The sequence below is a fragment of the Cellulomonas sp. P4_H4 genome (assembly GCF_056400865.1).
Window position 1 is genome coordinate 537,507 of the sequence record NZ_JBFUKL010000003.1, and the last position, 21,276, is coordinate 558,782.

14 protein-coding genes are annotated in these 21,276 nt (G+C 71.8%); 13 read left to right on the forward strand and 1 reads right to left on the reverse strand.

What is annotated here, in order from left to right:
• Positions 1-26: 26 nt before the first annotated feature.
• From AC1DPN_RS12645 to AC1DPN_RS12685, 9 genes are all read left to right on the forward strand, one after another.
• Positions 27-1,526, forward strand: a complete 1,500-nt coding sequence (locus tag AC1DPN_RS12645) for a glycoside hydrolase family 43 protein (RefSeq protein WP_477085085.1) — start codon at positions 27-29, stop codon at positions 1,524-1,526.
• On the forward strand, positions 1,519-3,657 hold the full coding sequence (locus tag AC1DPN_RS12650; RefSeq protein WP_477085086.1) for a beta-galactosidase: 2,139 nt from the start codon (positions 1,519-1,521) through the stop codon (positions 3,655-3,657). The genes AC1DPN_RS12645 and AC1DPN_RS12650 overlap by 8 nt, the downstream gene beginning before the upstream one ends.
• On the forward strand, positions 3,654-6,140 hold the full coding sequence (locus tag AC1DPN_RS12655; protein WP_477085087.1) for a beta-glucosidase: 2,487 nt from the start codon (positions 3,654-3,656) through the stop codon (positions 6,138-6,140). The genes AC1DPN_RS12650 and AC1DPN_RS12655 overlap by 4 nt, the downstream gene beginning before the upstream one ends.
• Entirely contained in the window at positions 6,140-7,075 is a 936-nt protein-coding gene (locus AC1DPN_RS12660; RefSeq protein WP_477085088.1) for a nucleoside hydrolase, read from the forward strand. The genes AC1DPN_RS12655 and AC1DPN_RS12660 overlap by 1 nt, the downstream gene beginning before the upstream one ends.
• On the forward strand, positions 7,072-9,918 hold the full coding sequence (locus AC1DPN_RS12665; RefSeq protein WP_477085089.1) for an alpha-L-rhamnosidase: 2,847 nt from the start codon (positions 7,072-7,074) through the stop codon (positions 9,916-9,918). Before AC1DPN_RS12660 ends, AC1DPN_RS12665 begins: the two co-directional genes overlap by 4 nt.
• A complete protein-coding gene (locus AC1DPN_RS12670; protein ID WP_477085090.1) occupies positions 9,905-11,383 on the forward strand; it encodes an FGGY family carbohydrate kinase in 1,479 nt (492 codons plus the stop codon). Before AC1DPN_RS12665 ends, AC1DPN_RS12670 begins: the two co-directional genes overlap by 14 nt.
• Positions 11,384-11,455: 72 nt before the next feature.
• Positions 11,456-12,448, forward strand: coding sequence for a sugar phosphate isomerase/epimerase family protein (locus tag AC1DPN_RS12675; protein WP_477085091.1), 993 nt, complete (start codon positions 11,456-11,458; stop codon positions 12,446-12,448).
• Positions 12,445-13,362, forward strand: a complete 918-nt coding sequence (locus AC1DPN_RS12680; protein ID WP_477085092.1) for a transketolase — start codon at positions 12,445-12,447, stop codon at positions 13,360-13,362. The genes AC1DPN_RS12675 and AC1DPN_RS12680 overlap by 4 nt, the downstream gene beginning before the upstream one ends.
• Positions 13,359-14,324 carry a transketolase family protein gene (locus tag AC1DPN_RS12685; protein WP_477085093.1) on the forward strand — a complete coding sequence of 322 codons (966 nt, stop codon included), beginning with the start codon at positions 13,359-13,361 and terminating at the stop codon, positions 14,322-14,324. The genes AC1DPN_RS12680 and AC1DPN_RS12685 overlap by 4 nt, the downstream gene beginning before the upstream one ends.
• Before the next feature lie 12 nt (positions 14,325-14,336).
• On the opposite strand, the gene AC1DPN_RS12690 is transcribed toward AC1DPN_RS12685, so the two are convergent.
• A complete protein-coding gene (locus AC1DPN_RS12690; RefSeq protein ID WP_477085094.1) occupies positions 14,337-16,235 on the reverse strand; it encodes an FAD-binding monooxygenase in 1,899 nt (632 codons plus the stop codon).
• A gap of 126 nt (positions 16,236-16,361) precedes the next feature.
• On the opposite strand from AC1DPN_RS12690, the gene AC1DPN_RS12695 reads away from it, so the two are divergent.
• From AC1DPN_RS12695 to hpaD, 4 genes are read left to right on the forward strand one after another with little or no spacing between them, the layout of a single operon-like run.
• A complete protein-coding gene (locus AC1DPN_RS12695; protein ID WP_477085095.1) occupies positions 16,362-17,879 on the forward strand; it encodes a fumarylacetoacetate hydrolase family protein in 1,518 nt (505 codons plus the stop codon).
• A complete protein-coding gene (locus AC1DPN_RS12700; protein WP_477085096.1) occupies positions 17,858-18,556 on the forward strand; it encodes a GntR family transcriptional regulator in 699 nt (232 codons plus the stop codon). Before AC1DPN_RS12695 ends, AC1DPN_RS12700 begins: the two co-directional genes overlap by 22 nt.
• 49 nt (positions 18,557-18,605) lie before the next feature.
• On the forward strand, positions 18,606-20,132 hold the full coding sequence (gene hpaE / locus AC1DPN_RS12705; protein ID WP_477085097.1) for a 5-carboxymethyl-2-hydroxymuconate semialdehyde dehydrogenase: 1,527 nt from the start codon (positions 18,606-18,608) through the stop codon (positions 20,130-20,132).
• 34 nt (positions 20,133-20,166) lie between these two features.
• A complete protein-coding gene (gene hpaD, locus AC1DPN_RS12710) occupies positions 20,167-21,276 on the forward strand; it encodes a 3,4-dihydroxyphenylacetate 2,3-dioxygenase (RefSeq protein WP_477085098.1) in 1,110 nt (369 codons plus the stop codon).

A 21,276-nucleotide genomic window follows, 5' to 3' on the forward strand; every position in this document is an offset into this window, starting at 1 on the left:
CCCGACCTAACCAGAGGGGCTTCACCGTGCTGCTCAACCCTGCCGTCTCCGGCTTCCACCCCGACCCCAGCGTGGTCCGCGTGGGAGACGACTACTACCTCGCGTGCTCGAGCTTCGAGTACTTCCCCGGCGTCCCGCTGTTCCACAGCACCGACGCGGAGCACTGGACGCCGATCGGGCACGTCGTGACCCGTCCGGGCCAGCTGGCCATCGAGGACGTGCCGACGGGCGGCGGCGCCTGGGCCCCGACCATCCGGTTCCACGACGGGCTGTTCTACCTGACCGTGGCCGACGCGATGGGCCGCGGTGGCCTGATCTTCACGGCGAGCGATCCCGCGGGCCCGTGGAGCGACGGCGTGGTCATGATCGGCGCCGACGGCATCGACCACGACATCGCCTGGGACGCGGACGGCACGTGCTACGTGACGTACTCCGGCCTGCTGCTCACCGGACCGGAGTTCGGGACGCACCTCGGCATCCAGCAGGTGCGCATGGACCCGACGACCGGCCAGGCGCTCGAGGAGCCAAGGTCGCTCTGGTCCGGTACCGGGCTGAAGTTCCCCGAGGCACCGCACCTCTACGAGATCGACGGGACCTGGTACCTGATGATCGCCGAGGGCGGGACCGAGCGTGGGCACGGCGTCTCGATCGCGCGCGGCACCTCCCCTGCCGGCCCGTTCGCGGGTGCTCCGGTCAATCCGGTGTACTCGCACCGGTCGACGAGCCACCCCGTGCAGAACGCCGGGCACGGCGACCTCGTGCGCACCGACGACGGCTGGCAGATGGTGCTGCTCGGCACCCGCCCGGGCGGGATGAGCCAGATGTTCGCGCCGCTGGGCCGCGAGACGTTCGCGACCCGGGTGGACTGGGTGGACGGCTGGCCGGTCGTGGAGCGGTTCGAGCTCACCGAGGGCCTCCCGGCGGTCGCGGTGACGACGTCGTTCGCGGAGCCGCTCGGCCTGGAGTGGCTCTCGATCCGGGATGCCGAGCGCTCCTGGGCCGCGCAGACGGACGGACGCCTCGTGATCACGGCACCCGACGACGCACCTCCCGTCGCGATGGACGCGCACCGACCGCACTTCCTGGGCCGTCGCCAGCAGCACCTGGCGAGCCGCTGCAGCGTCCGCGTCGACGCGTCCTCCGGCACCGGCGGGCTGTCCGTGCGGTACGACGAGCGCCACCACTACGACGTCGAGGTCTCGGCGGGACGTGTCCGCGCACGGGTGGTCCTCGACCAGATCGTCCAGACGTGGGAGGCGAGCATCCCCGAGGGAGCGGCCGAGGTGTGGATCGCGACGACCCCGGTCGTACCGGCGGCCGGCATCGACATGCCCGACCTGGTCACCTGCGACCTCGTCCGGCTCGGCCACGGCACGGGAGGGGACGCGGTCGAGCTCGCGACCGTGGACGGCCGCTACCTCACCTCCGACGTGACGTCGTCGTTCACCGGCCGGGTCACGGGGATGTACGCAGCCTCGGGCACGGTCGCCTTCGAGAGCTTCGGTTACGAGGGCAGCGATGATTGACGGCCCGCTGCTGCCCGACCGGATCCGGGTCGGCGCCGCCTACTACGCCGAGTACCAGCCGTACGACAGGCTCGACGCCGACCTCGACCTCATGGTCGCCGGCGGGTTCTCGGTGATCCGCGTCGGTGAGTCCGTGTGGTCGACGTGGGAGCCGAGGGACGGAGAGTTCGAGCTCGACTGGCTGCAGCCGGTGCTCGACGGCGCGCACGCGCGGGGCATCGACGTGATCGTCGGCACGCCGACCTACGCGGTTCCGCCGTGGTTGCGCCTCGCCTACCCGGAGACGACGGCCCACGTGGCCACGGGTGCACCCATGCCGTACGGCGCCCGGCAGGACGTCAACTACGCCCACCCGGCGTTCCGACGGCTCGCCGAGCGCGTCGTCGGCAAGGTCGTCGGGCGCTACGCCGACCACCCCGCGGTGGTCGGCTGGCAGGTCGACAACGAGCCCGGGAACAAGATCTTCTTCAACCCGGACGTCTTCGCAGGGTTCGTCGCGACGCTCCAGGAGAAGTACGGCACGGTCGAGGAGCTCAACCGCCGCTGGGGCCTCACGTACTGGTCGCACCGGATCGCCGACTGGTCCGAGCTGTGGACCCCGGACCTCAACACCACCCCGGCGTACGACCTGGCCTGGCGCCGCTACCAGGCGACGCTGGCCGACGACCTGATCGCCTGGCAGGCGGACCTTGTCAGGACGCTGGCCCGCCCGGACCAGTACGTGATGACCTGCATCGCGCCTCACCACAAGGCCCAGGACCTGACGACGATCGCCCGTCCGCTCGACGTGGCCGGCGTGAACATCTACTACGCCACCCAGGAGTCGCTGACGCACCCGGGTCCCGACGGCCTCGTCGGCGGGATCGCCGACGACTTCGTGCCGTGGGCGGGCCCCGCGTTCCCGGCCCTGCAGGCCGACCTCGCGCGCGGCACCAGGGACGAGCCGTTCCTCGTCACGGAGACCAACGCGACCTCGATCGGCGGCGCGGGCGACAACCTGCCCTGCTACGACGGCCAGTGGCGCCAGGCAGGCTGGCTCATGGTCGCGCGCGGCGCACGGATGCTCGAGTACTGGCACTGGGCGACGCAGCACTACGGCGCCGAGTCCTACTGGACCGGCATCCTCGGCCACAGCCTCACACCGAGCCGGACCTACGCGGAGCTGTCGTCGCTCGCCCGCGAGCTGACGGCGGCCTCGCCCGAGCTCGCGGACCTGCGGGCGCACAGTGACGTGGGCCTGCTCGTCAGTCCCGAGAGCCGATGGGCGCTCGAGTTCCAGGGCCCGCTCGCGAGCGCGCCGCACACCTGGTTCGGCGACCCGACCTCGTACGAGCAGATCCTCGCGGCGTACTACCGCGGCCTGTTCGACGCGGGACTGGCGGTCGACGTGGTCGGACCGCGGCAGCTCCCCGACGACCCCGAGGCGCTCGTGCGCCGATGGCCCGTGCTCGTCGTGCCGGCCCTGTACGTCGCCTCGGACCAGACGCTCGACCTGCTGGCACGGTACGCGGACGCGGGCGGTCACCTGGTCCTGACGCCGCGCACCGGGTACGCGACGGAGGAGAACGTCATCCGACCCGTCATCGCCCCCGGGGTCCTGCGAGGGCCGGCCGGCGTGCACTACCTCGAGTTCACCAACCTGCCGGCCGACGTGCCGGTCACCGGATGGACCGGTTCCGCGCAGCTGTGGGCGGACGGGTTGCTGCCCGACGACGCCGAGGTGCTCGCCGGATACGACCACCCTCACCTCAAGCAGTTCGCGGCGATCACCAGCCGCAGGCACGGCGCGGGCCGCGTGACCACGGTCGGCACGATCCCGGACCGCACGCTCGCAGCCGCGCTGGCCACCTGGATCGCCACGACCTCGTTGCGCGCCGACCCCTGGCGCGACGCTCGACCGTCGAGCGTCACGGTGCACACGATGTCCGCCCCCGACGACGGGGCTCTGCGCATCGTCCACAACTGGGCCTGGGACGAGGCGACCTACGTGCTGCCGGCGGCGGTGCGTGACGTCGTGAGCGGCGAGCACCTGCGCGCCGGCGACCAGCTCACGCTCGGCCCGTGGGACGTCCGAGCTCTTCGCGAGACACCCGACCACCTCGATGCACCAGCCGACCGGAGAACCTCATGACCACCCTGATCATCACCTCAGCCTCCGCCGTCGACGAGGCCGACCTCGCCCGCCGCCTCTCCGCGCTCACGCTCGAGCAGAAGGTCCGCCTCATGACCGGCGCCGACTTCTGGTCGCTGTACCCCGAGCCCGCCGCGGGCCTGCGCCGGCTCGTGGTCTCCGACGGCCCGGCCGGGATCCGCGGGGAGTTCTGGGACGAGCGGGACACGTCCGCGAACGTGCCCTCGCCGACCGCCCTCGCAGCGACGTGGGACCCCGAGCGGATCGAGGCCCTCGGGCTGCTGCTCGCCTCGGAGGCCCGGCGCAAGGGCGTCGACGTGCAGCTCGCGCCGACGGTCAACCTGCACCGCACGCCGTACGGCGGCCGGCACTTCGAGAACTTCTCCGAGGACCCGTTCCTGACCGCCCGCATCGGCGTGGCGTACGTGCGCGGCGTCCAGGCCGGCGGCGTCGGCGCGACCGTCAAGCACTTCGTCGCCAACGACACCGAGACCGACCGCATGAGCGTCGACGCCCACGTCGACGAGCGCACGCTGCGCGAGCTGTACCTCGCGCCCTTCGAGGCGATCGTTCGCGAGGGCGGAGTGTGGGCCGTCATGGCGGCGTACAACCAGGTCAACGGCACCACGGCGACCGAGACCCCGCTGCTGCGGGAGATCCTGCAGGACGAGTGGGGGTTCGACGGGGTGACGATGTCGGACTGGTTCGCCACCCGCTCCACCGTCGCAGCTGCCACGGGAGGACTCGACCTGGCGATGCCGGGTCCAGTCGGCCCGTGGGGTCAGGCCCTGGTCGACGCGGTGCGCGCCGGCGACGTCGACGAAGCCCGTATCGACGACCACGTGCTGCGCATCCTGCGCCTGGCCGCCCGCGTCGGCGCGCTCGACGGCATCGACGGGGTGGCCCAGGCGCCGGTCTTCACCGAGGACGAGGTCGCCGCCCGCCTGCGGGCCGACGCGGCCGCGGGCTTCGTGCTGGCCCGCAACGACGGCGTCCTGCCCCTCTCGGCACAGGCCTTGAGCACGGTCGCCGTGCTGGGCCCCAACGCTGAGGTCGGGCGCACCCTCGGCGGCGGCAGCGCGACCGTCTACCCGCCGTACACGGTCTCCCCGCTCGACGGGATCCGGGCCGCCCTCGGCGACGTCCACGTCACCTTCGGCGAGGGCGTGCGGGCCCACCACCGCACCTCCCCCGCCCGGGACGCCTTCACGAGCCGGACCGACGGCACCCCCGGCGTCGAGATCACGTACCTCGCGGCCGACGGCACGGTCCTGCTGACCGAGGCTCGCTCCGGCGGCACCTACAACTGGCTCATGGGCTTCCCGCCCGCCGCGGCCGGCACCGCCACGATCGAGGTCAGGACCCGGGTCACTGCGACGACGTCCGGCACGTGGGAGATCGGCGGTTCCGGCCTCGGCCGGTTCCAGCTCGTCCTCGACGGCACCCAGGTGCTCGACGACGAGCTCGTGCTGCCCCCGGGCGCCGACCTGGTCGAGGGCATGATGACCCCGCCGCAGGGGGTTCACGGGCTCGAGCTCGCGGCCGGAGAGTCGGTCGACGTCGTGCTCCGCCACGACGTGGCACCGCCGACCTCGGACGGTCCGGCCCTCGGCACCATGCTCCAGCTCAACGTCGAGCCTGCCCACGCGACGGACGACGACGCGATCGCCGCGGCCGTCGAGCAGGCCGCCGCCGCGGACGTGGCCGTGGTCGTCGTCGGGACCAACGAGGAGGTCGAGTCGGAGGGGTACGACCGCGAGTCGCTCGCGCTGCCCGGACGCCAGGACGAGCTCGTCGCGCGGGTCGCGGCCGCCAACCCGCGCACCGTCGTGGTGGTGAACGCGGGCGCCCCGGTGCTCATGCCGTGGGCCGACGACGTCTCCGCCGTGCTGCTCGCGTGGTTCCCCGGGCAGGAGTTCGGGGATGCGCTCGCCGACGTGCTGCTCGGCGCGACCGAGCCGGGTGGCCGCCTCCCCACCACCTGGCCGCTCGACGAGGAGAACCTCCCGTCGGGCACCCCGGTCGACGGCGTCGTCCGGTACGACGAGGGCCTTCTCGTCGGCTACCGCAACCCCGACCGCACGGCCCGGTACGCGTTCGGGCACGGTCTCGGCTACACCACCTGGGCGTTCGAGTCCCTCGGCGTGCCGCTGACGCCGACGAGCGACGGCCCCGGTGAGATCGAGGTGACCGTCCGCAACACCGGCAGCCGCGCGGGCCGCGAGGTCGTGCAGGTCTATGTGTCCCGCCCGGGCAGCGAGGTCGAGCGGCCCGTGCGGTGGCTCGTCGGGTTCGCTGCGGCGGTCGCCGAGCCCGGGCAGTCGGTCACCGTCCAGGTCCCGCTGCCCAGCCGTGCCCTCGCGCACTGGGACGTCGACACGCACGCCTGGGTCGTCGAGCCGGGAACCTTCACGCTCGAGGTCGGACCGTCGAGCGCCGACCTGCCGCTCGTCGAGGAGCTCGCCTGGACGGAGGTGCGCTGATGGCCGCTCGGCTGCGGGTCATCAGCGACAACGACTACTCGGGCGATCCCGACGGACTCGTCCAGCTCGCGCACCTGCTCCTGTCCCCGTCGGTCGAGGTGCGGGCCGTCATCGGCTCCCACCTGCGTGCCGGCGACCCGTTCGACCCCTCGACCACCACCGCGACCAAGGCACGGGCCGCGGCGGACGTCGTGGTCGACCTGCTCGGCCTCACCGGCCGGGTGACCACGGTCGAGGGCTCGAACGAAGCGCTGGCGGACCGGATCACGCCGATCCGGTCCGCCGGCGCGGAGGTGATCATCGCCGAGGCGATGCGCGACTCCGACCTCCCGCTGTACGTCACGCTCGGCGCCGGCCTCACGGAGCTGGCCAGCGCCTACCTGATCGAGCCCCGCATCGCCGAACGTCTGACCGCGGTGTGGATCGGCGGCCCGGAGCACCCCGGCCTGGCCGTCGCCCCGCCGCGGCCGGACGGCCCGGAGGTCTCTGAGTACAACCTGCGGATCGACATCGCTGCGGCGCAGGTCGTCTTCGACTCCCCCATCCCGCTGTGGCAGGTGCCGCGCGACGCTTACCGGCAGGCGATCATGAGCTTCGCCGAGCTGGAGACGCGTGTGCGCCCGCACGGCGCGATCGGTTCCCACCTGGTCGACCGGCTCCAGGACGTCGTGGACATGGCCGCGAGCCACGGGTTCGACTCCGGTGAGGTGTACATCCTCGGCGACAGCCCCTTGGTGCTGCTCACGGCCTTGCAGTCGTCGTTCGAGCCCGACCCCTCGTCGTCCCGCTACGTCACGGTGCCGGCACCGGCAATCGACGACGAGGGCCAGTACGTCGCACGCCCTTCCGGCCGACCGATCCGCGTCTACACGCATCTCGACCTTCGCCTGATGTTCGAGGACCTGGTCGCCAAGCTCACCCGGCACGGGGCATGACCACCCGCGTCGCGGCCCTGTGGGTCGGGGACCGGGGGCGACCCGAGTTCCTGTCGACCGGCAGCCCGTCGGTGTCGTGGGCGGTCGAGAGCGAGACGACCGGGTGGGAGCAGTCCCGCGCGGAGCTCGAGCTGCGGCACAACGGGACGGTGAGCCTCGCCGAGGTCGCCGGGCCCGTCGCGCAGAAGGTCGCCTGGCCGTTCGCAGACCTCGGCCCCTACGCGACGGCCGAGCTCCGGGTGCGGGTGCTCGACGACTCCGCGAGCAGCGGCTGGAGTGCACCGGTCGCCCTGCGCACCGGGCCCCTGGGTCCCCAGGACTGGCGGGCCCCGTTCGTCACGGTCGACCCAGCCCTGGGCTGGCCCCAGCGCGCGACCGCCCGGTTCCGCACCGAGCTGTCGGCCCCGAGCGGTCTGGTCAGCGCGGTGCTCTCGCTGAGCGCGCACGGCATCGTCGAGGCGAGCCTGGCCGGGACGCGGGTGGGTGACGAGGAGCTCGCCCCGGGCTGGACCGCCTACCGGGACGTCCTGGCGTTCTCGACGTTCGACGTGACCGCGAGCCTGGCCGCCGCCGGCGGTGAACCCGTGGTGCTCGGCGCCACCGTCGCCGAGGGCTGGTACGGGGAGCGGTTCGGCTTCGACGGCGACTTCCACCGCGCCTACCCCGGGCCGGTCGCGCTCGCCGCGCAGCTACGCATGGTCGACGCCGCAGGTGCCGTGACCTGGATGACCACAGGCCCCGGCTGGACGGCGACGACGACCGGTCCGGTCACGTCCGCGAGCATCTACCAGGGCGAGGACCACGACGCCCGGCTCGCCGACGACGCACTGCTCGCGCCCGGCACCGCGCTCCCGGACGCCCGGCCGGTCGTGCTGCTCGACGACGTCGTGGGCGACGACCCGGACGTGCGCCTGGGCCGGCTGGTGCCCGCCGGCGCGCCGCCGGTCCGCGTCGTCGAGACCGTCGCGGTGCGCAACCTCATCCGGACGCCGTCCGGCGCGACCGTCCTCGACCTCGGGCAGAACCTGGTCGGGCGCATGCGCCTGCGGGTCGACGGGCCGAAGGGCACGACGATCACCCTGCGCCACGCCGAGGTGATGGAGGACGGCGAGCTCGCGGTGCGCCCGCTGCGGTTCGCGAAGGCGACGGACACGCTCGTACTGGCTGGCGACGGCCCGCTCGACTGGCACCCGCGCTACACGTACCACGGGTTCCGCTACGTGGAGGTGAGCGGGTGGCCGGGCGACCTGGATCCTGCCGACCTCGTCGCCGAGGTGATGCACACCGACCTCGTCCGCACCGGTCACCTGAGCACCTCGGACCCGCTGCTCAACCGCTTCCACGCCAACGTCGTCTGGGGGCTGCGCGGCAACGTCGTCTCGCTGCCGACGGACTGTCCCCAACGCGACGAGCGGCTGGGCTGGACCGGAGACATCCAGGTGTTCGCGCCGACCGCGAGCTTCCTGTACGACGTGTCGGGCCTGCTCGGCTCCTGGCTGCGGGACCTCGGGGCCGAGCAGCGACGCGGGCCGTCGGTGCCTGTCGTCGTGCCCAACCCCCTGCCGTTCCCGATGCCTCCGGCAGCGGCATGGGGAGACGCGGCGACCCTCGTGCCCGACGCGCTGTACGAGAGGTACGGCGACGCGACGGTTCTGGCGTCGCAGTACACGAGCATGCGCGCCTGGGTCGAGGACGTGCGCGCCCTCGCCGGTGACCGCAACCTGTGGACCGGCGGCTTCCAGTTCGGCGACTGGCTCGATCCCGCAGCCCCGCCCGACCGCCCGGCGGACGCCCGCACGGACGCGGACATCGTCGCGAGCGCCTACTACTACCGCTCCTGCGTGGCGCTGGCGCGCGCGGCGCGGGTCCTGGGGCTCGACCGCGATGCCCAGGAGTACGGCACGCTCGCCGAGCGCGTCCGGGCCGCGTTCCGCGCCGAGTACGTGACGCCCGCGGGCCGGATGATGTCCGACGCCCACACGGCCTACGGGCTCGCGATCGGGTTCGGCCTCGTCGACGACGACCGTCGCGCCGCGCTTGGCGACCGCCTCGCCGAGCTCGTGCGCGCCCACGGCTACCGGATCGGCACGGGGTTCGTCGGGACACCCCTGGTCACCGACGCGCTCGAGGTCACCGGGCACGCCGACGTCGCCTACCGCCTGCTCCTGGAGCGCGAGTGCCCGTCGTGGCTCTACCCCGTGACGATGGGTGCGACGACCGTCTGGGAACGCTGGGACTCGATGTTGCCCGACGGCTCGATCAACCCCGGCGAGATGACCTCGTTCAACCACTACGCGCTCGGGGCGGTCGCCGACTTCATGCACCGTCGGATCGGCGGCATCGCATCAGGCGAGCCGGGGTCGCGCGTGGTCGACGTCCGGCCCGTCCCCGGGGGCGGCCTGACCTCCGCGGAGTGCACCTTCGACTCGGGCTACGGCGTGGTCGAGGTGCGGTGGGCCCTCGACGGCGACGACCTCACGGTGCACGTGCACGTGCCGGCCAACATGCGCGCCCGCGTGATCCTCTCGACCGGAGCGTCCACCGAGGTGGGCTCAGGTGAGCACGACTTCTCCTGCACGCTTCCCGCGGCGCCACGCTCCGCACAGCGGACCTGGGACCTGGACGCGCCGATGGCGGCGTTCATGGACGACGACGCCGCGCGTGACGCGCTGCTGGCGGCGTGCGCCGACGAGGGGTACGGCATGGCGCTGGGCTGGGTCGCGGACGGCCGGTGGCGCAGCGACACCACTCTGCGGCAGTCGCTCATGCTCATGGCGCCCGACGGCATGGCGCGGATCGAGGCTGCGCTGGCCACGGTCGGCGGACCCGATGACGCCCGCTGACGAGCTCGTCCTCGCCGTCGACCTGGGTACCACCAACGCCAAGGCCGTCCTCACAACGCTCGCCGGTGCGGTCGTGGCCCGGGGGTCGTGCCCGCTCGGCATCTCCTTTCCGGCACCTCGCTGGGTCGAGCAGGACGCCGACGAGATCTGGTCGGCGACGCTCGCAGCGGTGCGGTCCTGCCTCGACGCCGCCGGTGGCCGGGTGCCGGTCGCGCTGGCGGTCTCCAACCAGCGCGAGTCCGTGGTCGCGTGGCACCGTCGGACCGGTGCACCACTCGGTCCGGTGCTCGGGTGGCAGGACGGACGGACCGCCGACGAGTGCGAGCGGCTCGTCGCCGAAGGCCATGGCGGCGTCGTCCGTACACGGACGGGGCTGTTCCTGGACGCCATGTACTCGGCACCCAAGATGCGCTGGCTCCTCGATGCGGCGCTGGCGGACGGCGTGGACGTGGCCGACGTCTGCCTGGGCACGGTCGACTCCTGGCTCGTGTGGAAGCTCACTGGGGGCGAGGTCTTCGCCGCCGAGGCCGGGAACGCGTCGCGAACGCTCCTGCTCGACCTCGTCGACCTGGACTGGAATGACGAGCTGCTGGCGGTGTTCGGGCTGCCGCGGTCGGTGCTCGGCGAGGTCCGGCCGTCGGACGGCAGCTTCGGCACGACCGCCGACCTCGGCGTGCTCCCGGCCGGCGTGCCCGTGGTGGCCGGGCTGGCCGACTCGCACGCCGCGCTGTACGCGCACGGGTCGGGCGTGCCGGGCCGCGCCAAGGTCACGTACGGCACGGGGTCGTCGGTCATGGTCCTGTGCGCTGCCCCCGACGGCGCACCCGACGGGATCGCGACGACGCTCGCCTGGCTCACCGTGGACGGACCGATGTACGCACGCGAGGGGAACATCCTCGCGACCGGCGCCGCCCTCGACTGGATGGCGACGATCCTGGGCCTCGACCCCGCCGTACCCGGCGGCGCCGCACTCACCGAGCTCGCCGGCGAGGACTCCGGCGGCGTGGTCCTCGTCCCCGCGTTCGGGGGTCTAGGCGCACCCCACTGGGACCGGACGGCCACCGCGGTGCTGACCGGCATGACGGCCGGAACCACCCGTGCGCACCTCGCACGCGCGGCGCTCGAGGCCGTCGCGCACCAGGTCGCCGACGTCGTGCAGGCGATCGCCTCCGGTCCCGGCACACCCGTCCGCGAGATCGTCGCCGACGGCGCAGCCACTGCGAGCGGCACGTTGATGCAGATCCAGGCCGACCTGTTGGGGCGCCCGGTCACCGTGGCCGACGCCGCGGAGGCGTCGGCCGTCGGTGTCGCGATGCTGGCCGGCACGACGCTGACGGGCTCGCCTGCCCGACCCGCGTCACGGGGTGCTCGCGTTGCGGTGCCGGCACTCGACCCGGAGACGCGCCGCTCCCGACGGTCCGAGTGGGCTGTCGCGGTCGCCCGTGCGCGGCTCACTGATACGTAACAGTCACAGACCCTTCCGGCGGACCGCACGTCCTGCTACCGTGGTTGCATCAACGATCGGAGATGAATAGATATGACTCAACTCCCTAGGTTCGGCGCCGGGCTGTGGCACTTCGCCAGCTACGTCGACCGCTACGCCGTGGACGGCTACGCGCCGCCGGTGACCACGCTCGAGCAGATCGCCCGCGCCGGCGAGGTCGACGACCTCTCGGTGGTCGACGTCCCGTACCCCTTCACCGAGGGCGTCACGGTCGACCAGGTGCGCGACGCGCTCAAGGAGAACGGTCTGGAGGCGATCGGGGTCACACCCGAGATCTACATGCGCCGATTCAGCAAGGGTGCGTTCACCAACCCCGACGCGGCGATCCGCGCCGAGGCCCTCACCGTGCTTAACGAGGCCGCGGACGTCGTGCGGGCGTTGGGTGCGAAGTATTTGAAGGTGTGGCCGGGTCAGGACGGCTGGGACTACCCGTTCCAGGTGGATCACCACACGCAGTGGGAGCTGGCGGTGTCCGGCATGCGCGAGCTCGCGCTGGCGAACCCGGACATCAAGATCGTGATCGAGTACAAGCCGCGTGAGCCGCGCAACAAGATGTTCTGGGACTCCGCGGCCAAGACGGTCCTGGGGATCCAGGCGATGAAGGTCGACAACGTGGGGGTGCTGCTGGACTTCGGGCACGCCCTGTTCGGTGGGGAGTCCCCGGCGGCGGCGGCGCAGCTGCTGATCGACCACGGCCTGTTGTGGGCGATGGACGTCAACGACAACCTGCGCAGCTGGGACGACGACATGGTCGTCGGCACCGTGCACCCCGTGGAGGTCTTCGAGTTCTTCTACACGCTCAAGATCAACAACTGGGAAGGGGTCTGGCAGCTCGACCAGTTCCCGTTCCGCGAGGACACCGTGCAGGCGGCGAACCTGTCGATCCGGTTCCTCAAGGGCATCCACCGCGCCCTGGACGAGCTGGACATCGACGCCCTGCGCGCCGCCCAGGAACGCCAGGACGCGATGGGCGCCCAGAAGCTGGTCCAGGACGTGCTGTTCTCCTGCCTGCGGGCCGACGCATGAGCGTCGAGGAAGACCTCATCCCGCACCTGGAGCCCGACACCGCCCCCGCCGACCTGCTGCCCGTCCTGGGACGGGTCCCGGCGGGCGCCGACCGCGACGTCGTGGTCGCCCACCTGGCCGAGGCGGCCCGGTTGGTGCGCCGCCAGGACCTGGCCATGGTCCGCGCCGCGGGGCTGGGGCACATCGGTGGCGAGTTCTCCGTGATCGACATCCTGGTCACCCTCTACCTGCACACGATGAACGTCAGCCCCGAGACGCTCGGCGACCCGGACCGGGACCGGTTCATCTTGTCCAAGGGGCACGCCGCCGCCGCCCTCTACACGACCCTGGCGATCGCCGGCTACCTGCCCCCCGAGCAGCTGGCCACGTTCATGCAGCCGCTGTCGCAGCTCAACGGGCACCCCGCCCGGACCAAGATCGCCGCGGTCGAGGCCTCCACCGGGCCGCTCGGGCACGGGCTGCCCATCGCCGTCGGCACCGCATTCGCCGGCCGCCTGGACCACTCCGAGCGGCGCACCTTTGTGGTGGTCGGCGACGGTGAGCTGCAGGAGGGCTCCAACTGGGAGGCCCTGATGACCGCGGGCAACCACCACCTGGACCACCTGTGCGTGATCGTCGACCGCAACCGCCTGCAACAAGGCGCCCGGGTGGCCGACACCAACGACCTCGAACCCCTGCCGGACAAGCTGGCCGCGTTCGGGATGCAGGTCCTGCAGGTCGACGGGCACGACCACGGCGCCCTCGCAGACGCGTTCGCGACCGTCCCGGCGACCTCCGGCAAGCCGACCGCGATCATCGCCCACACCTTCAAGGGCCACCCGATCTCGTTCATGTCCGACAACGTCGCCTGGCACCACAAGGTCCCCACCACGGACCAGGTCACCCAGGCCCTGGCCGAGCTGGAGACCCCATGACCACGACCACCGCCCCGGTCCTGCACGACTGCCGCGACGCCTACGTCACCACCCTCATCGAGCTCGCGCAGGCCGATCCGCGCATCGTCGCGGTCGTGAACGACTCGGTCGGGTCCTCCAAGCTCGGGCCGTTCGGGGACCAGTTCGGCGACCGCCTGGTCAACGTCGGCATCGCCGAACAAGACATGGTCGGCGTCGCCGCCGGCCTGGCCAACGGCGGCAAGATCCCCTTCGTCTCGGCCGCCGCATGCTTCCTGACCGCACGCGCGATGGAGCAGATCAAGGTCGACGCCGCCTACTCCAACACCCACATGGTCTTGTGCGGGATGAGCCCCGGCATGGCCTACGGCGAGCTCGGCCCCACCCACCACTCCATCGAAGACCTCGCCTGGCTGCGCACCATCCCCGGCCTGACCGTCATCGTGCCGGCCGACCCGGTCGAGACCGCTCAGGCCGTGCGCTGGGCCGCCCAGCACGACGGACCCGTGTTCCTACGCATCAGCCGCATGGGCGTGCCCGACGTCAACCCCGACGGCTACCAGTTCGTCCCCGGACGCGCGGTGACCCTGCGCGAGGGGAACGACCTCACCCTGATCGCCACCGGCACCGTCGTGTCCCGCACCCTGCAGGCCGCCGACCTGCTCGCCGAGCACGGCATCCACGCCCGGGTGCTGTCCATGCCCACCATCAAACCCCTCGACCAGGACGCCATCCTGGCCGCCGCCCGCGAGACCGCCGGGATCATCACCGTCGAGGAAGCCCTCACCAGCGGCCTGGGCGGCGCCGTCGCCGAGCTCGTCGTGCAACACCACCCCGTGCCCATGCGCTTCGTCGGCGTCCCCGACACCTTCGCCCCCACCGGATCAGCCACCTGGCTCCTCGACCACTTCGGCATCAGCCCCCACGGCATCACCACCACCGCCCACGACCTCCTCGCCACCACAACACGAGCAACCGCCTGACCGGCACAGCGGTCAGCCGACCGGCTGTCGGTCCACGACGACCATGTGCTGCCGGAAGAACGCCGCCAGCTCGTCGGTAGCCTCGAGCGGCAGGACGGCCGCGACGTACTGGTCCGGCCGGACGACGACGACGCACCCCGAGCGATCGACTCCGCGCAGCTCGAAGATGTCCTCGTCCGGGTGCGTGGCGAACACCTTCTCGTGGTCGACGAGGCCGAACGGCCCGGTGCGCGGACGAAAGAGGTCCGGCACGGACGACCCGTCCACGTCGACGTGCCGCTGCTGGTAGACGACCTTGACGTCCAGGATGCTGTCGAGCTCCTCGCCCTCGCGCAGGTGGGCGAGCACGGGAGAGCTCGGCGAGCCGACCATCCACTCGGCCCACGCCGCGAGCGCGGGCGACTCCCCGGCGTCGGCGAACGCGTACACGCGCCACCGGCCGTCGGCGCGGTGCTGGTGCCCGAGGTGCACGGGGTTCGCGTCGGCGACCCGGACGACCGGCGCGGACTTGAACCGCCTCCCCACCGGGAAGCCCGTGGCGAGCGCCTGGTGCGCGGGCTCGGCGACGAGCATCGACGGCTGGTACTGCGTCATGAACCCGAAGAGGAACTTCGTGGTCCGCACGTAGAAGTCGGCGAGCTCGGCCTGGTCGGCGAGCTCCTCGGGCCTCTTGGCCATGAGCGACGACCACTGCTTGTCGAAGTCGATGAGGTTCTGTGCGATGACCTGACGCTCGGCGGAGTAGGTGGCCAGCAGGCTCTCCGGGCTGCGGCCGGACAGGACGTAGCCGAGCTTCCACCCGAGGTTGAACCCGTCCTGCATGGACACGTTCATGCCCTGGCCGGCCTTCGCGCTGTGCGTGTGGCAGGCGTCGCCCGCGATGAAGACGCGCGGGGTGCGCACGCCGATCTCGTCGAGCGGGACGTCGTCGAACCGGTCGGTGACCCGGTGGCCGACCTCGTAGACGCTGTGCCAGGCGACGTCCTTCACGTCCAGTGAGAACGGGCTCAGGATGGCGTTCGCGTGGGCGATGATCTGCGCGACGGTCGTGCTGCGCAGCGCATCGTGGTTGTCCGGCCGGACCTCTCCCAGGTCCACGTACATGCGGAACAGCTGGCCGCCCTCGCGCGGGATGAGCAGGATGCTGCCGCCGATGCCGGACTGGATCGCGCACTTGCGGCGGATGTCCGGGAAGTCGGTCACGGCGAGGACGTCCATGACCCCCCACGCGTGGGCCGCGCTGCCACCCGTCGCCGTGCAGCCGATGGACCGCCGGACGCCGCTGTGCGCGCCGTCGGCGCCGAGGACGTACCTCGCGCGGACGACCTTCGCCTGCCCGGCGTCGTCACCGGACGTCCGCACCAGGTGGACGGTGACCGGGTGCTCGCCGCCGTCGGCGATCTCGAGGTCGCGGAACTCGTAGCCGTAGTCGGGCGTCATCCGCGTCGGGGCGTTCGCCATGAACTCGGCGAAGTAGTCGAGCACGCGGGCCTGGTTGACGTACAGGTGGGGATGCTCGCTGATCCCCGACGGGTCGTCGGGCGTGCGCTCCCCGCGCACGATCCGCGTGGGGTCGGCCGGGTCCGGGTGCCAGAAGCAGACCTCCATCACGCGGTAGGACTCCTCGGCGATGCGCCCCGCGAAGCCGAACGCCTGGAAGGTCTCGACGCTGCGCGGCTGGATCCCGTCCGCCTGGCCGATCTCGAGGCGCCCCTCCCGCCGGTCGACGATCCGCGTGGTGATGTCCGGGAACTGCGACAGCTGCGCGGCGGCGATCATCCCGGCCGGGCCGGTACCGACGATGAGGACGTCCACCTCGTCGGGGAGAGCGTCGGGCCGACGGAGGCCGACGCCTGCGGCCGGCTGGATGCGCGGATCCCCCGAGACGTAGCCGCGATGGTGGAACTGCATGAGAACTCCCAGACGTCGATGTCGGAAAGTGAGCGTCGCGGCGAGCCGTTCGATGACGGACATGGCTTGATGGTGAGTACGCCATTGTATATGGTTTCAAACACCCGACAAGAGCGGAAAGAGTCGATGGCGACGACGAAGATACCGAGGACGGAGTCTACGGACACCCGACCCGACGCCGACGACGACCAGCGTTTCGCCGGCCTGCCGGGCCGGCCCGGGAAGGTCGTCGCGGTCCACGTGAGCTACACCTCGCGTGCGGACGAGCGCGGCCGACGACCTTCGCACCCGTCCTACTTCCTCAAGCCGTCGAGCTCGATCGCCGCGTCCGGCGGAGTCGCCGAACGGCCCGCCGGCACCGAGCTGCTCGCGTTCGAGGCCGAGATCGCGCTGGTGATCGGCACCCCCGCCCGGTCGGTCTCGATCGAGCGGGCGTGGGACCACGTGGGGTGGGTCACCGCCGCCAACGACCTCGGTGTGTACGACCTGCGCGCCAACGACCGCGGCTCGAACGTCCGGTCCAAGGGACGGGACGGCTACTCCCCCATCGGCCCTGCGCTCCTCGACGCCCGGACGATCGACCCAACCGCGATCCGCGTGCGCGCATGGGTCAACGGCCGCCTCGCGCAGGAGGGCACGACGGCCGATCTCTTGTTCCCTCTGGAGCAGATCGTCGCCGACCTGTCCCAGCACCTCACGCTCGAGCCCGGCGACGTCGTGCTCACCGGCACGCCCGCCGGATCCAGCGTGCTGGTCCCGGGTGACGTCGTCGAGGTCGAGGTGGACGCCGGCGGGGCGAGCACCGGTCGCCTCGTGACGACAGCGGTCGAGGGCGAGCTGCCCTTCGACCCGGAGATCGGCTCCCTGCCCGCAGCGGACGATGCGCAGCGCACGGATGCCTGGGGGTCTCGCGAGGCTGCCGGGCTGGCGCCGTTGCCGAGCCACGGCCTGCCGCCCGAGCTGCTCGACAAGCTCAGGCGTGCACCGGTCGCGGCGTTGTCGGCACAGCTGCGCAAGCGCGGACTGAACCTGTCGACCATCGACGGGGTCCACCCGCTCCACCCTGACGCCAAGATGGTCGGCGTCGCTCGCACGCTGCGGCTCGTGCCGGGCCGTGAGGACCTCGTCGCCTCGTACGGCGGCGGGTACAACGCGCAGAAGCGCGCGTTCGACGAGCTCGGCGAGGGTGAGGTGCTCGTCGTCGAGGCGCGTGGCGACGCGAGCTCCGGGACGCTGGGCGACGTCCTCGCGCTGCGGGCGAAGGCCCGGGGCGCAGCCGGGATCGTCACCGACGGCGGTGTTCGCGACGTCGCCGCCGTCACGGACGTGGGCCTCCCCGTCTACACCGCCGGTGCGCACCCGGCCGTGCTGGGACGCCGGCACGTGCCGTGGGAGACGGATGTCGCGGTCGCCTGCGGCGGGACGACCGTCGAACCGGGCGACGTCCTCGTCGGGGACGCCGACGGTGTGGTCGTCATCCCGCCGGGGCTCGTCGCCGAGGTCGTGGACGCCGCACTGGCACAGGAGGACGAGGACGACTGGGTCGCGCAGCAGGTCGCCGCAGGCCATCCCGTCCGGGGACTGTTCCCCATGGACGCCGAGTGGAGATCGAGGTACGACGCATGGCGCTCGAGCAGTCGCTGACGAAGCCGGGGATGAGCAAGTCCCAGCAGGCGTACCAGTGGATCAAGGGACGTATCGCGAGCCAGGACTTCACTCCCGGGTACCGGCTCGTCCTGGGCACGATCGCCAACGAGCTCGGCATGAGCGTGGTCCCGGTGCGCGAGGCCGTGCGACAGCTCGAGGCGGAGGGCCTGGTCACCTTCGAGCGCAACGTCGGCGCTCGGGTCTCGATGGTCGACGACACCCAGTACCGGCACACGATGCAGGCCATCAGCATCATGGAGGCCGCTGCCACCGCACTCGCCGCCCGCGCGCTCACGGAGAACGACCTGCGCCGAGCACGGGCCGTCAACGAGGCGATGGTCGAGATCCTCACCAACTTCGAGCCTCGGGCGTTCAGCGCCCTGAACCAGCAGTTCCACCGGATCCTCTACACCCGGTGCGCAAACCCGCGGCTGGCCGAGATCGTCGACGCCGAGTGGGCGCGGCTCGGCCAGATGCGCGACTCGATCTTCGCCTTCGTCCCCGGCCGCGCCGCCGAGTCCGTGCAGGAGCACGAGGACATCGTCCTTCTCATCGAGCGCGGCGCGCCGTTGGACGAGATCGAGCGGGCCGTGCGGCGCCACCGGACCGGAACGCTGCGGGCGTTCCTGGTGCACGAGCATCCCGACGAGACCCTCGGTCTGCCGAACTTCTGACGGACCACCCAGACCCTGAGCCGACGAACCACTCGGACGAGGAGCAGCCATGACGGACACCAGCACCGCGAGGCAGGTGACGCACGTCCCCCGCGACCTTCCGGACCGCGTGCGCCACTACATCGGCGGCCGCGATGTCGACTCCGTCGACGGTGGCACGTTCGACGTGCTCGACCCCGTGTCCAACCAGGTCTACCTCCGGGCCGCGGCCGGCAACCAGGCGGACGTCGACGCTGCGGTCACCGCGGCCCGGCTGGCCTTCACCGAGGGCCCCTGGCCCCGGATGCTCCCCCGCGAGCGGTCCCGCGTCCTGCATCGCGTCGCCGACATCGTGGAGTCCCGCGACGCGCGCCTGGCCGAGCTCGAGTCGTTCGACTCCGGGCTGCCCATCACGCAGGCGCTGGGCCAGGCGCGCCGGGCTGCCGAGAACTTTCGGTTCTTCGCCGACCTCGTCGTGGCCCAGGCCGACGACGCCTACAAGGTGCCGGGACGCCAGCTCAACTACGTGAACCGCAAGCCGATCGGCGTCGCCGGGCTGATCACGCCGTGGAACACGCCGTTCATGCTCGAGTCCTGGAAGCTCGCCCCGGCGCTCGCCACGGGCAACACGGTCGTGCTGAAGCCGGCGGAGTTCACGCCGCTCTCGGCGTCGCTCTGGGCGGGGATCTTCGAGGAGGCCGGCCTGCCGACCGGCGTCTTCAACCTGGTGCACGGCCTGGGCGAGACGGCCGGCGACGCGCTCGTGAAGCACCCCGACGTGCCGCTCATCTCGTTCACCGGAGAGAGCCGCACCGGTCAGGTGATCTTCGCCAACGCCGCGCCCCACCTCAAGGGCCTCTCCATGGAGCTCGGGGGCAAGAGCCCGGCGGTCGTCTTCGCCGACGCGGACCTCGACGCGGCCATCGACGCCACGATCTTCGGCGTCTTCTCCCTCAACGGTGAGCGGTGCACCGCGGGGTCTCGCATCCTCGTCCACCGCTCCGTCTACGACGAGTTCGTCGAGCGCTTCGCGGCCCAGGCCTCCCGTGTGGTCGTCGGCCTGCCGCACGACCCTCGGACCGAGGTCGGTGCGCTCGTGCACCCGGAGCACTTCGCGAAGGTCATGTCGTACGTCGAGATCGGTCGGTCCGAAGCCCGACTGGTCGCGGGCGGTGACCGCCCGCCGGAGTTCGCCACCGGCAACTTCGTCGCCCCGACCGTCTTCGCGGACGTCCCGCCGACGGCGCGGATCTTCCAGGAGGAGATCTTCGGCCCCGTCGTCGCCATCACGCCGTTCGACACCGACGCGGAAGCCCTCGAGCTGGCCAACGCGGTCCAGTACGGGCTCGCCGCCTACGTCTGGACCAACGACCTCGCGCGCGCCCACACGTTCGCCGACGGCATCGAGGCAGGGATGGTGTGGCTCAACTCCAACAACGTCCGCGACCTGCGCACGCCGTTCGGAGGCGTCAAGGCGTCGGGTCTCGGGCACGAGGGCGGATACCGCTCGATCGACTTCTACACCGACCAGCAGGCCGTGCACATCACGCTCGGCCCGGTGCCCAACCCCACCTTCGGCGCGGCTCCTACCAGCTGACCACCATCGGACTCGAGGCAAGGACGCTGACACGATGACCCCACCACCGACCTCTGACCCGGTCCCGACCCCCTCGGTGCCGCCGCCGGACGTGCTGCGCTGCGCCTCGATGGAGCTTGTCGTGACCGACCTGCAGCGGTCGCGCGCGTTCTACGCGGACGTCCTCGGCCTGGTCGTCACCGAGGAGGACGAGGAGACGGTCTACCTGCGCTCGTTCGAGGAGTTCATCCACCACAACCTGGTGCTCCGGCAGGGACCTGTCGCGGCGGTCGCCGCGTTCTCCTACCGCGTGCGGGCGCCGGAGGACCTGGACAAGGCCGAGGCGTTCTACCGGGAGCTCGGCTGCCGCACCGAGCGCCGGGCGCAGGGCTGGGTCAAGGGCATCGGGGAGACGGTCCGGGTCGAGGACCCGCTCGGCTTCCCCTACGAGTTCTTCCACGACGTCGAGCACGTCGAGCGCCTGGCCTGGCGGTACGAGCTGTTCACCCCGGGCGCCCTCGTGCGGCTGGACCACTTCAACCAGGTGACCCCGGACGTGCCCCGCGCGGTGGGCTACATGGAGGACCTGGGGTTCCGCGTGACCGAGGACATCCAGGACGACGAGGGCACGGTGTACGCGGCCTGGATGCGTCGCAAGCCGACCGTCCACGACACCGCGATGACCGGGGGCGCCGGGCCGCGCATGCACCACGTCGCGTTCGCCACGCACGAGAAGCACAACATCATCGCCATCTGCGACAAGCTCGGGGCACTGCGCCTCTCCGACTGCATCGAGCGCGGACCGGGCCGGCACGGCGTCTCCAACGCCTTCTACCTGTACCTGCGCGACCCCGACGGGCACCGGATCGAGCTCTACACGCAGGACTACTACACCGGCGACCCCGACAACCCCGTCGTGACCTGGGACGTGCACGACAACCAGCGCCGTGACTGGTGGGGCAACCCCGTCGTGCCGAGCTGGTACACGGACGCCTCGCTCGTCCTGGACCTCGACGGCAACCCGCAGCCGGTGATCGCTCGCACGGAGGCCAGCGAGATGGCGGTGACGATCGGAGCGGACGGCTTCTCCTACACCCGCAGCGACGACGAGGAGGGCCTGCCCGACTGGAAGCTCGGCGAGTACAAGCTCGGCCACCAGGTCTGA